This is a genomic window from Prevotella sp. S7-1-8 (assembly GCF_000758925.1).
In the GTDB taxonomy this organism is placed as follows: domain Bacteria; phylum Bacteroidota; class Bacteroidia; order Bacteroidales; family Bacteroidaceae; genus Prevotella.
In genome coordinates this window covers 1-12,060 of the sequence record NZ_JRNC01000020.1, presented here as the reverse complement: position 1 = coordinate 12,060, position 12,060 = coordinate 1, and the positions used below count along the sequence as shown (strand labels likewise).

Here is a 12,060-nt window from a genome sequence, read left to right as displayed (position 1 = left end):
AGGGATTTTCTTTTAGCCATGCTGGTAAGTCTTCTTCTTTAATTTCTGTTGACGTTCCGTCCGCGTCCGTTTCTTCCGGATCACCCCATCCACTCACTTTGATAGGTGTTTGGTTTTTAAACCCATTGGCAGAGCTGCAAATCATCTGCATGGTGTCGTCCATTCTTAGTACTTCTGCCACTGGCTTCTCGTACATCTTTTTCATTGTGTTCCTTTCTTTTTTATGCCCTATGAATTAGATTAAAAAATGAATAACTTGTTGAAATTCAAATACAATACAAAGATAATGCTTTTATGACAAAGTGATATTGCCGATCTACCCCCCCATAAATTATGAGTATTTAAGACATTTTATTATAATTTTTACTTAATTGGAGGGCTCTCGGCTAATTTTTTTTTAATCGGCCATAGGCGGTCATATATCAAATTCATTTCCATGAAAAAGGTTCTTTGTTGGCTTTTGCCCTGAACTCCGCGCGCCCCCCCGTTCTCCTTGCCTCTGACAAAAGGGCGGAGATAGGGACGGCGTGATTCGCATGGACGGTTGCGCGCCGGGAGAGCTTGGAGAGAAGCCGCGGAAGCCTTCCATTAGGCTTTCGGGTGGACGTAGCCGCGCGCTTGCGTTGCTTGGCGTATATAAATTAATGTTACGGCGCGTCGCAAAGCCAGCTTGAGCGTAGAGTGCGTGCCCAATATGAGTTTTTTCTTAATAGTTGCACAAAATCTTTGTTTTGTGCAACTAATGGTTGTGATAATGCAAAAATATATTAAAAGGCAATGGCTATGCGGACAAAAAAGCCCAATGTTTTTTATCTTTGTAAATATGAAACGTAAGGAATACAACCGCCAATGACCGCCAATGACTACTATTTGAAAGGTAACGAATGCCGCAAGCGGGGCGATTTCGCTTCGGCTTTGAACAACTATATGGAAGCCATACGCTTGGACGCAAACAGTCCGGCGGTAGAGGCCAAGCGGATGTTGGACGACATTATGAATTTTTATTGTAAGGATTTTTACAATCCTTAAGCAATACTAAAAAACTAATAGCTTATGGGTAAGATGAAAGGGGCCATCGTGGTAGACGTGGAACGCTGCAAAGGATGCACGCTGTGCATTGTGGCGTGCCCGAAAGACGTTATCTCTTTGGCTGATAGAAAAGTGAATACGCATGGATACGCTTATGTGACAGCCGCTCGTCCGGACGACTGCATAGGGTGCGCTTCGTGCGGAATAGTGTGTCCGGATGGATGTATCACTGTGTATCGAAAGAAGATGGAGGATGGCCATGAAAAATAAGGAAGTGACATTGATGAAAGGCAACGAGGCCATCGCGCACGCAGCGGTACGTTGTGGATGCGATGCTTTTTTTGGGTATCCCATCACACCGCAAACCGAAATTATAGAGACGCTGTCGCTGTTAAAGCCTTGGGAGACCACAGGCATGGTGGTGCTGCAGGCCGAGAGCGAGGTGGCGTCTATCAATATGGTGTATGGCGGCGGCGGCGCCGGCAAGAGGGTGTTCACCACATCGTCAAGCCCCGGAGTGGCGCTCATGCAAGAGGGCATATCGTATATGGCTGGCGCCGAGGTGCCGGGGGTGATAGTCAACGTGCAACGAGGTGGCCCGGGGTTGGGCACCATACAACCCAGTCAGGGCGATTATTTTCAAGCCACGCGTGGCGGTGGCAACGGCGACTATAATGTCATAGTGCTGGCGCCGGCCTCCGTGCAGGAGATGGCCGACTTCGTGGACTTGGCGTTTGAGCTGGCTTTCCGTTATCGTACCCCCGCGATGATACTTTCTGATGGCATAATAGGCCAGATGATGGAGAAGGTGGTGTTGCCGCCGATGAAACCTCGGCTTACCGACGAGGAGATTATCAAGAGATATCCATGGGCGACCACAGGCCGAAAGAAAGACCGGAAGCCAAATGTCATTACCTCGCTGGAGCTTAGCTCCGAGGTGATGGAGCGCCGAAATATAGCCTTGCAAAAGAAATACAGGGAGATAGAACAACGCGAGGTGCGCTTTGAGACACATCTATGCGACGACGCTGACTATGTCATCGTGGCTTTTGGCAGTGCGTCGCGCATTGCCGAGAAGAGCGTGGAGATATGCCGTGAGGAGGGTATCAAGGTGGGGCTGTTCCGTCCTATCACGCTGTGGCCGTTCCCCACAAAAGCCATTGCGGACATAGCCCAAAACAAAAAAGGTATTCTTGTGGCTGAAATCAATGCCGGACAAATGGTGCAAGACGTAAGGTTGGCAGTGGAAAACGCATTGCCGGTGGAGCATTTTGGACGGTTGGGCGGTATCGTGCCAGACCCGCAGGAGATAGTGGAAGCGTTGAAAACTAAATTGAGGAAATAAGATGAACAATGATATTATAGCACCGGAGAACTTGGTTTATGCCAAGCCCAAATTGCTGAACGAAACCCATATGCACTATTGCCCGGGATGCTCGCACGGCGAAGTGCACAAACTGGTGGCCGAAGTCATAGACGAAATGGGTATGGGAGAGAAATCAGTAGGCATCTCTCCAGTGGGATGTGCCGTGTTCGCGTACAGATATATTGATATAGACTGGCAGGAAGCGCCTCATGGGCGCGCCCCGGCTTTGGCCACGGCGGTGAAGCGTGTATGGCCTGACAGGTTGGTGTTCACCTACCAAGGTGATGGCGACTTGGCGTGCATTGGTACGGCGGAGACCATCCATGCGCTGAACAGGGGGGAGCACATTGCCATTATTTTCATCAACAATGCCATCTATGGCATGACGGGAGGACAAATGGCGCCGACCACGCTCATAGGGCAGAAAACGTCTACCTGCCCTTACGGCCGCGACCCTGACATTCATGGCTACCCCCTCAATATCACGGAGTTGGCGTCAAAACTGACGGGCACGTGCTATGTGACACGCCAAAGCGTGGATACCGTGGCCGCTATCAGGCAGGCCAAGAAAGCCATTCGAAAGGCTTTCGAGTCGTCCATGAAAGGACTTGGCTCAAGCCTCGTGGAAATAGTGTCCACTTGCAGCAGTGGCTGGAAATTGTCCGCGGTGAAGGCCAACGAGTGGATGAGAGAGAACATGTTCCCGGAATATATCAAGGGTGACCTGAAAGACACCACAAATTTGAAGTAACATGAAGACAGAAATCATTATATCGGGCTTTGGCGGACAAGGCGTCTTGTCGATGGGTAAAATATTGGCATACTCCGGATTGATGGAGGACAAGGAGGTGACATGGATGCCTGCTTATGGTCCGGAGCAGCGAGGTGGCACGGCTAACGTCACGGTCATCGTGAGCGACGAGCGTATCTCATCGCCCATATTGAGCATGTACGACATTGCTATTGTGCTGAACCAACCCTCGTTAGATAAATTCATGCCTAAAGTTAAGCCCGGTGGAATACTTATCTATGACGGCTTTGGCATTATGGATAAGCCTAACCGTGACGACATTACTATCTATCGCATCGATGCCATGGACAAGGCCGCGGAGATGAAAAACTCCAAGGTGTTCAACATGATAGTGCTGGGCGGACTGCTCAAGGTGGCCCATGTGGTAAGTACGGATGGCATTAACAAGGCACTTTTCAAGACATTGCCAGAGCGTCATCATGGATTGATACCGTTAAACATGGAAGCTCTTGGGGTGGGAATGGATATTATCAAAAAGGTTTAGAGACTTTTTGTAGCGTTAACATATCAAATGCCCATTTCGTCCATACGGATGAAATGGGCATTTGATGTCTCGTAAGCAGACACGTTACACCGTTGGCACGTTGGCGAGAAATTGCTCTATTTGCTCGTCAGTAACGGTATAATTGGTCAGGTCGCCATTGATATAACTGTTGTAAGACGGCATGTCTATGAGACCGTGCCCCGAAAGGTTGAACAAGATGACAGGTGACTTTCCCTCAACCTTGGCTTTTTTAGCCTCGCGAATGGTCGCGGCGATGGCGTGGCAGCTCTCCGGGGCGGGAATGATGCCTTCTGTTCGCGCAAAGAGTGTGCCCGCCGCGAAAGTCTCGAGTTGAGGAATGTCTACACCGTGCATGTATCCATCCTTGATGAGTTGGGAGATTATTATACCCGCACCGTGGTAGCGCAGGCCGCCGGCATGGATGTTGGCAGGTTTGAAGTCGTGCCCAAGGGTGTACATGGGCAAAAGTGGCGTGTAGCCAGCCTCGTCTCCAAAGTCGTACCTGAACTCTCCGCGGGTAAGCTTGGGACAGCTGTTTGGCTCGGCCGCGATAAACTCTGTGTTCTTGTGCGAGCCATCAAACATGTGACGCATGAAGGGAAACGCGATGCCACCAAAATTGGAGCCTCCGCCAAAGCAGGCGATAATTTTGTCTGGATATTCGCCGGCCATCTCCATTTGCTTCTCCGCTTCCAAGCCAATGATGGTTTGGTGCAAGGACACATGATTGAGAACTGAACCTAAGGTGTATTTGCATCCGGGTGTGGTGACGGCCAGCTCGATGGCCTCTGAGATGGCCGTTCCAAGCGACCCGGGATGTGTCGGGTCTGCGGTGATGATGTTTTTGCCGGCGCGGGTGGACATTGATGGAGACCCCTCCACGGTGGCGCCAAAGGTGCGCATGATGATGGAGCGGTAGGGCTTTTGCTGCATCGTGATTTTCACTTGGTATACGGCGGCCTCCAATCCGTACAGCTTAGCGGCGTAAGACAACGCCGCTCCCCATTGCCCCGCGCCTGTCTCTGTCGTCACATTGGTAACACCCTCCTTCTTGCAATAGTAGCATTGCGGTATGGCCGAGTTCACCTTGTGCGAGCCTAACGGGTTGGTCGATTCGTTCTTGAAATATATGTGAGCAGGAGTGTCCAACGCTTTTTCCAGCGCATAAGCCCTGACGAGTGGGGTAGAGCGGTAGAATGTGTATTTCTCTAATACCTCTTCGGGTATGTCTATCCATCTGTTGGTTTGGTCAAGTTCCTGTTTGGAACATTCCATACTGAAGATATGCGCCAAGTCTTCGGCTGTCACTGGCTGCTTGGTAGATGGGTTCAGGGGAGGCAGTGGTTTGTTGGGCATTTCCGCTTGGATGTTGTACCACTGGGTAGGGATGTCTTTTTCGGATAATATGATTTTTTTTTGTCTCATTGATACATATATAATTATAAGGTAATAAACTTGTGCAAAGGTACTCAAAAAATGATACAAAAAACAGCATTTGTCTTTAAAATGCTGTCATTTTGCACGGCTCTTTCACTTAAGAATGGCGCGAGGACATAGTTTCCCTTGTTGGTTTCGGGTACGAAAAAAATATTGTGTCTGTATATCAACAAGTTGTGCCTATGCCAAAAATTCCATTGTTCTCCATGGTTTTGTCAATGATAACTTTCCGCATGGACATGGCGTCCGCCGTGATTGTTTTCCCAAATATATCAATAAGCGGTGGACCAACTTTGGTTTCATCACTCTTGTCTCCCCGAGCCTCGGTGACCAACGCGATGCCGGCGTTGAATGAATAAGCGGATTTCTTTCGTGACGATCCTTTTTGCTGTAAAGTTACGGAAAACAGCTTGCTTGACCGATTTTTAATTAGTACTTATTTTGCAGAAATTCATATTGTTAGAAAAAAAATTGGATGTGTCATGCCATACGAGTTTCGAAGGCTAATTTCCATACAATCATGGTCGCGTCTTTAGAAAGGAACAGCTTCTGCCGTGTCATGGGTGCGCTATAAAAAACGGTATTTGTAAAAGTCGCAAGACTTTTTAAATGTAAGAGTCGTGTGGATTCGTGAAAAAAAGAATGGAATAATTTGCAAATATGGCAAAAACTTCTTACCTTTGCACTCGCTTACAAAGATAAGTGCATAAACAACGATCCGTTAGCTCAGTTGGTAGAGCACAACACTTTTAATGTTGGGGTCTTGGGTTCGAACCCCAAACGGATCACAAAAGATAAGTCCTTTGTATTCAAGTGTTTAAGGACATTTCCTCCACGCCTCAAGTTATACATCAGTTAAAAAAAAGAGATTATTTTCTCAAATTTGACGCCAAATGCGTATCTTTTTGAGTATCCTTTATTTTAACTTTTATAAAAATGGCAACACTTTCATTAACTATTTTCAAAGCGAAACAGCTTGCAAATGGAAAACATAAAATAAGAATTGCAGTTAGGCATCATCATGAAACAGTTTATATAATAACTCCATATATCATAGATGATATATCCCAATTCAAGAATGGGAATGTAATAAAGCGTTTTGACGCAGACGTGATGAATGTTCAGTTGCGAATATTGCTGAACAAGTATCAGAAAATTTTGGATGACATAAACAACATTAAATGTCTTTCAGCAAAAGATTTGAAGAACACCATTCTTTCTTATCATAAAACAGACGATAATATAACCATCGGAAAAATATGCAACAACTATGTAAAAGAGTTGAAAGAGGATGGCCGAATAGGGTATGCGGAACTTATTGAACGATGCGGTAAATATTTTATAGAGTTCTCAAAAGGTGATGTACCAGCCAATTCAATTACTCCTGTTACCGTCTCTAATTTTGAGCGGTTTTTACGAAACAAGAAGAAACTTAATCAAACAACTACGGGGATGTACTTGACCCGCTTAAGGGTTTTGACTAACCTGTGTAGGAAACGGTATTTTGTAAAACAGGATATTAACCCATTTCAAGATTGCGTAATACCACAACCAGTGGAGCGAAATATTGATATTTCAATTGAGCAATTCAGAAAACTAAAGTCATATTCAGGTAAAAGTAGGATAGAAAAAATCGCCAAGGACTTATGGTTTCTTAGCTTCTACCTCGGAGGAATAAATTTAATCGATCTGTTGAAAATAGATTTTTCCGTTAGCGACCAAATAGAATACGTTAGGACAAAGACTAAGAATACAAAAAGAGGTGACAAGCGTATAGAAATATCAATCCCGATGGAAGCAAAAAAGATCATAGATAAATATGTCTCAAAGAAAGGCATATTAAACTTTGATTATAACTTCTCTTATGAGAATTTCAATAGATATGTAGGACGAACACTTAGAAAAATAGGGAAAGAAATAGGTGTTAAACGATTGTGCTATTATTCTGCTCGTAAAACATTCGTGCAATACGGATTTGAGCTTGGAATACCGCTTGAAGTACTTGAATACACAATAGGACAATCAATGAAGCAAAACAGGCCTATATATAACTACATCAGAATTATGAGGAAACACGCAGACGAAGCAATAGCCAAAATTATAAGATTCACAGAATAGCATTAAATAAAATATATGGTGTGCCAATTTTACCACACCATATATTTATCACAAATAATCATCATCCATGTAAGTGTTATTTACCTGTTATCCTCCTTGATTTGCTCGCACACCCATGCGGAAATATTCGCAGGGTTCGCCTTTTGCAACAGCTGTTCTGTTTCTGCATCAAACAAATATCTTATGCGCTATCTTGGTCACTTTCAAAATGACTAAGATAACAAGCACCGCCGCCACGCCCATGGCCCAGCCGCCCAAGTCCATCTTCCACCGCTGCCACTTGGTCAGCGGCTTTTCGACAGGGTAGGGCACAGGGATGCTGTCACGCTGCATGATAGTATCTATCTTATGCGTTTTCTCGTTCGACATCTTTTGCAGCAACTTGTTGCGTTCTATCAAGAGTGCGTTTTTCAGCCCTTTAATCTGTATGCCCAACGCCGCCAGCTGCGCGCTGTCCACTTCCCTGACAGTCATCCACTGAACGTCTCGCACGCTGTCCAAACGCCGCACCGTGTCCACCCTCGTTTTATATAAGGTGTGATACTCGGGCACAGGCACAAATCTGACAGTCTTGCAACCTGTCAGCGACATGATTACAACGAATAAAAACAGTATCTTTTTCATTCCGTCCATCTTTTCGCCTCCCATTCCCTGCGCCTGACGAGCCCGGGCAGCACCTTGCCGCCCGAGCGCGTCCACCGCATGAGCTCCGCTTGTATCATCTTGTCGGGGGCGTGGCGCAATATGCGCCTGTAGAGCGTGGAACGCTTGAAGCTGCCAACGCCAAGATTGAATATGAAACTCACCAAGGCGTCGTACTTGCCCTGCGTGTCTATCTCCTTAATCGTGTTCGGGAGCCTGCCGGCCACCCAGAGGTCTTGCCGCAGCATTTCCTCCGCCTGCCGCTCCGTGACGCGCTGCCCCATCCTCACGCCCAGCGTGTGGCCGTAGCCGATGGTGGGCTTGCCCACGGCGTCCCTGTAGGCCCGAAGCCGCAGTCCCTCGAACTCCTTGATTTTCTCTATCAGCCGGTCACTTGCTTTCATCGTCGTCCTTGTTGTCACGCAGGCAGCCGTCCACGTAGTTTTTCACCTCGCTCCACTTGCTCTGCACGTATATGCCCACGCCGAATATCGAGCCGGCGTACACGAGCGTCTGGCTCACGTACCACAGCACGCTGTCCTTGAGGTCTCCGCCGTTCAGGAAGAAGCTGGCGAAGGCCATGGCCACGCCGCTGGCCAGCATGGCCATGGCTGAGCCGTATTGTATCCATTCTTTCGTGTTCCTTTGCATGTCTTTTGTTTTTTATGTTTAACGTTGGTTGTCTCTCTCGCTCGCCGCGTCGTCCCCGCCCGGGCGGCGGATGGCCTCGGCCTCCAGCTCCGCGGCCCTCTCCCGGGTTATCTCCTCGTAGCCGTCGGCGGTGTCGTTCGTGGCGAGCCACGCCACCGTGCCGCACACGAAGCGGCCCTTGGCTATCATCATGCCGGGCTCGGCCTCGAGCACCGTGCAGCCGTTAATTTCCGTCTTTTTCATATTCGTTTTATTTTGTTATTGTCCATCCTTTCTTTGCGGCCGCCGTGCGCTCCTCGTCCGTCAGCCTGTCGTATACATTTGCGTCCAGTCTCACCGCGCATGGCCGCAAACCTTTTGCCGCGCGGTCGTCAGCTCCATCGCCGAACGTCCAGCGCAAGGAGGCGAGGCCCTCGGGCGTGACGCCCCACGACGGCACGGCGATGTTTATCGAGGCCAGCTTGTCAAATGTAAGTGGCAGCCACAGCTCCGCGAGGGAGTGGCAATTAAGTAAGGTGTTGTCAAAACTCGTTACGTTGCGAAATGTAGACTTCCTGAAGTCAAGCGTCTGCAGTGAGTTGCAATTGGCAAACATAGCAGTTGCATTATTCAGAGATGATAAATTCCATCTCGACGCGTCAAGAGCCTGCAGCGAGTTGCATTCGGCAAACATGTATTCTCCATTGACCAGAGCCGATAAATTCCACTCAGACGTGTCGAGCGACACCAAGCTTGTATAATCTTGGAATTTACGATTCGCATCCGTGCATAGCGTCATGTCCCAGTTTCTGACATCCAAGTGGCGAACGAACGCGTTGCCTCCACCCTCCTTTGTCGGTCCACTGAAATCGCCTTTGATAACTCGCCTGCCTAAATAATAGTAGGCGATGGCGTTCCTCGTCAGGTTTCCCTCGGCTGGCCCGCTCTTGATTTCCCCGTCCGTGGCGTCGAGCCACACGTCTCGCGTGGGGTCTTTGGGGGCGTTCCTGATTTTCTCCACCAGCTCCAGCTCGCGGGCGTGCTCGCCCTCGCGCAGGTGGCGCATGCGCTCCATGTCTCGCCACGCCGCGCGGGCCTTGTCGGCCTCGGCCTCCCTCGCCGTCTCCGCCTCGCGCCTCGCCCGCTCGGCCTCTTGCCTTTCCCGCTCGGCCTTGGCCATGTCGCGGGCCTTGGCCAGCAGGGCGGATATGTCGGTGAAGGTGGCGTAATACTCGTCCATCGTGCCTTTGTAGCCTTGCTCCTTGGCCAGCTGGTAGGCGTCCACCAAGAAGATGGGGAGGCTCGCCCTCACCGTCGCCCCGTCGAGGCGCGTGTTGCCGTTCACCAGCTCCACGTCGCCCTCGGCCACGGCCACGCTCAATCGCTTGCCGTCGGCGTAGTTGGCGTCGGGCGCGTTCACCCTGACCTCGGCTCGCAGCTTGCCGGGGGGCAGGCCGTGGCCGTCCATGAAGCACCGCACCTTGTTGCCGCCCACCACCGCGCACCGCTCGCACGCGCCGCCCTCGCGGCCCACGCTGTAGCGCGAGGCCATCACCGTGAAGTCTATCCTGAAATCCTCGTCGCCCAGCGGGTAGGGCTTGCCGTCGGCCAGCAGCTCCACCACCAGCTCGAAGTCCTCCTTGTAGTTTATCCTCACCAATCCCGTCGCGCCCGGGGTCTTCCCGGGGTCGCGGCGGCATGTCTCCGTGTAGTCTATCTCGCTCATGTCATCGTCCGTTTCGTGTTCGCGTTCGTGTTCGTGTCCTTTCCCTCACTCCGGCTTGGCGGTGACGGTGTCGCCGGGCTTGGCGGGCTCGCTTGGCGCATGGCCGGGCGTGTCGTCGGCCCTCTCGTACGAGGCGTGGGTTATGGTGAAGTACCGTCTCGAGGCCCTCAGCCGCACCATGGGGCGCGTGATGTGCCGCTTGGGGTCGAAGTCCTCGGCCTTTGGCACGGCGTGGCTCCTGAACGTGGGGGTGAGCGTGCCGATGTCGCCGAAGTCCACGCTCTCGCCGTTCTCCACGTGCCGCTTGGCCACCTCGGCGGCGAGCCGCAGGGCGGCCTCCACCTCCGCGCCGGTGAACGTGGTGGCCCGGGCCACCTCCTCGCAAAACTCCCTGTGGCCCACGCGCTCGCGCCCCGTGGGGATGGCGGTGTACACCTCCTTGTCCTTGTACTTGCCCACGGTCATCTTCTGTTTTCTGATTTTGTAAAGCAAACTTCTCATGTCTTTTTGGTTTTAAAAATTTTTGTGGTTGATTTATGGTTGATTTATGGTTGATGTATGGTCTGTTCGCGTTTGGCGTATGTTCCGCGCGCCCAGGGCATGGGTTCTACGCGCGCGGGGCATGGGTTCTACGGCCGGCCTTGGAACGGTATGTCGACCTTGCTCACGGTCCACCCCCTTTGGCCGTCGCCGCTCACGGTGAACGAGCCGGTCCTTGGCGTGGCCTCGCCATTGGCGTAGAGCCTCACGACGAAGCGGCGCATCTCGTTCCCTTGGCCGTCCGAGCCGTCGCCGGATGGCTCGTCGACGCGCCCCGGTCCGCCGCGCCCCGGTCCGCCGTGGCTGCCCCCGTCCAGATACCAGCCGTCGGCTATCCTGCGCAACTTCTCGAGCTCTTCGGCGGTAACGTCGGGGGTGTCGCGCCGCTCGGCGAAGTGCGCGCCGTTGTATTCCGACGGCTCGTCGGTGCCGGACACCTTGTACATCGTCTGGCCGCCCACTTTCTTGTAGCCCTCGCTGAACACGTACGCCCTCACCGCGCGGTAGTCGTCGGGGAACGACGGCCCGAACGCTTTCTCCATGCCCTGGCCGTCGGGGGCGCATATCCGGCGCAGGTCACACGGCGTGAACGAGCTTCGCGTTTCGGCCACCTGCTCGAATATGGTGTCCGGCCCGAGGTCGTACGCGAACTTTCCGTTCTTGTACATTCTCAGGACAGGCTCGCCGGCCTCGTTGAGCCCTATCTCGATGCCCGGCACCGACTTGTTGACGCCGTAGACTGTAAACATGCCGCCCTTGGCCACGATGGTCGCGCCGCCCTTGGCAGGGTCTCCCTCGGTGCGCAGGCTCTTGGCCGTGAGGTCTCCCTTGACGGTCGTCTTCCTCGCGTCGAGCGTTATCTCGCCGCTCTTTATGTCGAGGATGGCGCGCTCGAGGTCCGCCGTCCTGTCGTACTCCCTCCACGGCGTGGCCTTGTCGCCCTCCTCCAGCTTGGGGCGGCAGAGCCACAAGTCGCACATGGACTTGTCGGTGAAGGCGCACAGGTAGAACCGCACGCGGCCGCTCCCTCCCACGCGGAACGTCCAGCGGCAGCGCGTCCACCGAGCCACGTCCTTGGAGTCGTACTGGTGGTCGGCCTTGATGGGCGTGGCCCACACGCGCTCGAAACCGCCCTTGGCCTCGTTCCAACTCTCCATGTCGCAGAACACGCTGCCCTGGCCGCCGTGGCTGTCGAACGCCACCCACGCGCTCATCGTGCACACGGAGCCGGGGCGCACCCTCAACTCGCGCGCCAC

General features: G+C 51.8%; 15 protein-coding genes and 1 tRNA gene. 7 read left to right on the top strand and 9 right to left on the bottom strand.

What is annotated here, in order from left to right:
- A partial coding sequence (locus tag HMPREF1640_RS03245; protein WP_036892341.1) for a hypothetical protein occupies positions 1-205 on the bottom strand: 205 nt, incomplete at its 3' end.
- Between the two features lie 644 nt (positions 206-849).
- Here HMPREF1640_RS03245 and HMPREF1640_RS03240 point away from each other — a divergent pair.
- From HMPREF1640_RS03240 to HMPREF1640_RS03220, 5 genes are read left to right on the top strand one after another with little or no spacing between them, the layout of a single operon-like run.
- Positions 850-1,029, top strand: a complete 180-nt coding sequence (locus HMPREF1640_RS03240) for a tetratricopeptide repeat protein (protein ID WP_036892339.1) — start codon at positions 850-852, stop codon at positions 1,027-1,029.
- Positions 1,030-1,053: 24 nt separating this feature from the next.
- On the top strand, positions 1,054-1,299 hold the full coding sequence (locus HMPREF1640_RS03235) for a ferredoxin family protein (protein WP_036892337.1): 246 nt from the start codon (positions 1,054-1,056) through the stop codon (positions 1,297-1,299).
- Entirely contained in the window at positions 1,289-2,374 is a 1,086-nt protein-coding gene (locus HMPREF1640_RS03230; protein WP_036892346.1) for a 3-methyl-2-oxobutanoate dehydrogenase subunit VorB, read from the top strand. The genes HMPREF1640_RS03235 and HMPREF1640_RS03230 overlap by 11 nt, the downstream gene beginning before the upstream one ends.
- Before the next feature lies 1 nt (position 2,375).
- A complete protein-coding gene (locus HMPREF1640_RS03225; protein WP_036892335.1) occupies positions 2,376-3,146 on the top strand; it encodes a thiamine pyrophosphate-dependent enzyme in 771 nt (256 codons plus the stop codon).
- A gap of 1 nt (position 3,147) precedes the next feature.
- The gene (locus HMPREF1640_RS03220) at positions 3,148-3,690 is read left to right on the top strand and encodes a 2-oxoacid:acceptor oxidoreductase family protein (RefSeq protein WP_036892333.1); all 543 of its coding nucleotides are present in this window, start codon (positions 3,148-3,150) and stop codon (positions 3,688-3,690) included.
- A gap of 84 nt (positions 3,691-3,774) precedes the next feature.
- Here HMPREF1640_RS03220 and HMPREF1640_RS03215 read toward each other — a convergent pair whose 3' ends face one another.
- On the bottom strand, positions 3,775-5,136 hold the full coding sequence (locus HMPREF1640_RS03215; protein WP_036892331.1) for a TrpB-like pyridoxal phosphate-dependent enzyme: 1,362 nt from the start codon (positions 5,134-5,136) through the stop codon (positions 3,775-3,777).
- 727 nt (positions 5,137-5,863) lie between these two features.
- Between HMPREF1640_RS03215 and HMPREF1640_RS03210 the strand changes: the two genes are divergently transcribed.
- Together HMPREF1640_RS03210 and HMPREF1640_RS03205 are read left to right on the top strand one after the other, a co-directional pair.
- Positions 5,864-5,936, top strand: a tRNA-Lys gene (locus tag HMPREF1640_RS03210).
- Between the two features lie 148 nt (positions 5,937-6,084).
- Entirely contained in the window at positions 6,085-7,266 is a 1,182-nt protein-coding gene (locus HMPREF1640_RS03205; protein WP_036892329.1) for a phage integrase SAM-like domain-containing protein, read from the top strand.
- Positions 7,267-7,434: 168 nt separating this feature from the next.
- Here HMPREF1640_RS03205 and HMPREF1640_RS12525 read toward each other — a convergent pair whose 3' ends face one another.
- From HMPREF1640_RS12525 to HMPREF1640_RS13480, 7 genes are all read right to left on the bottom strand, one after another.
- On the bottom strand, positions 7,435-7,890 hold the full coding sequence (locus HMPREF1640_RS12525) for a hypothetical protein (protein WP_156098696.1): 456 nt from the start codon (positions 7,888-7,890) through the stop codon (positions 7,435-7,437).
- Positions 7,887-8,312 (bottom strand): lysozyme, encoded by a 426-nt coding sequence (locus tag HMPREF1640_RS03195; RefSeq protein WP_036892327.1) that lies wholly within the window; start codon positions 8,310-8,312, stop codon positions 7,887-7,889. Before HMPREF1640_RS03195 ends, HMPREF1640_RS12525 begins: the two co-directional genes overlap by 4 nt.
- On the bottom strand, positions 8,299-8,559 hold the full coding sequence (locus tag HMPREF1640_RS03190) for a hypothetical protein (RefSeq protein ID WP_036892325.1): 261 nt from the start codon (positions 8,557-8,559) through the stop codon (positions 8,299-8,301). Before HMPREF1640_RS03190 ends, HMPREF1640_RS03195 begins: the two co-directional genes overlap by 14 nt.
- Before the next feature lie 18 nt (positions 8,560-8,577).
- Positions 8,578-8,802, bottom strand: a complete 225-nt coding sequence (locus HMPREF1640_RS03185; RefSeq protein WP_036892323.1) for a hypothetical protein — start codon at positions 8,800-8,802, stop codon at positions 8,578-8,580.
- A 7-nt stretch (positions 8,803-8,809) separates the two neighbouring features.
- Entirely contained in the window at positions 8,810-10,264 is a 1,455-nt protein-coding gene (locus HMPREF1640_RS03180) for a BspA family leucine-rich repeat surface protein (protein ID WP_036892321.1), read from the bottom strand.
- A gap of 45 nt (positions 10,265-10,309) precedes the next feature.
- Positions 10,310-10,765 carry a histidinol phosphate phosphatase gene (locus tag HMPREF1640_RS03175; protein WP_036892319.1) on the bottom strand — a complete coding sequence of 152 codons (456 nt, stop codon included), beginning with the start codon at positions 10,763-10,765 and terminating at the stop codon, positions 10,310-10,312.
- 128 nt (positions 10,766-10,893) lie between these two features.
- Positions 10,894-12,060 (bottom strand): hypothetical protein (locus tag HMPREF1640_RS13480; protein WP_197051475.1); only part of this gene is annotated, 1,167 nt, incomplete at its 5' end.